Annotated in this window: 1 protein-coding gene; it reads left to right on the forward strand. The window is 66.4% G+C overall.

Features of this window, described 5'->3' with window-relative positions:
- Window positions 1-5: 5 nt before the first annotated feature.
- Complete coding sequence (locus AC5RWT_RS37850; protein ID WP_494084685.1) at window positions 6-845, forward strand: ParA family protein; 840 nt, start codon at window positions 6-8, stop codon at window positions 843-845.
- Window positions 846-875: the final 30 nt, after the last annotated feature.

Consider the following 875-nt stretch of genomic DNA (forward strand, 5'->3'; position numbering starts at 1 on the left):
TTTACGTGCAAGTAGTGAGCATCAGCAGCCTCAAGGGCGGGGTCGGCAAGACCTCGGTCACGCTGGGCCTGGCCTCTGCGGCGCTGGCAGCGGGAATCCCCACTCTCATCATCGACTTGGATCCGCATGCTGACGCCAGCACGGGACTCGGCGTCATGCCGGGCCGCCAGACCGACATCGGCAGGCTGCTCAAGAATGCGCGCAAAGCCGACCTGTCGGCCAACGTTGCCCCAAGTGGCTGGGCTGCTTCCGCCGACAAAGCCGCCGGTCAGGCGTCGGGACGGAGCGTACTCGACGTCGCCATCGGCTCCGCCTATTCCGGCATCTACGACCGCCCCGATTTGAGCCGCCGGGACCTGCGCAGGCTCTCCACCCTGCTCTCGCGCGTCACTGGATACTCACTGGTGCTCATCGACTGTCCGCCTTCCCTCAACGGGTTGACGCGCATGGCATGGACCGCGAGCAACCGGGTGCTGCTGGTCGCGGAGCCGAGCCTCTTCTCGGTCGCGGGAACCGAACGGACCATGCGCGCCATCGACTTGTTCCGCGAGGAGTTTGCACCGGATCTCAAGACGGCAGGGGTGGTGGCCAATCGTGTGCGCCCCAGCTCCAAGGAGCACGGTTACCGGCTGGCGGAAATGAAGACCATGTTCGGTGACCTGCTGCTCTCCCCCACCATCTCAGAGCAGGCGAACTGGCAGCAGATCCAAGGTGCAGCGCATGCCGTCCACCAATGGCCCGGCGACTCAGCCCGGCAGGCCGCCTCGCTCTTCGACGAGCTGCTCAAGAGCCTGACGGACTCCGGGCGCATGCGCGGCCGCTCGCTCCGCCGCCAGCTCGTCTGACCCTGGCTTCAGGGCTCAGCGGCAGGAAAC

The organism is Arthrobacter sp. Dra40 (genome assembly GCF_059091905.1).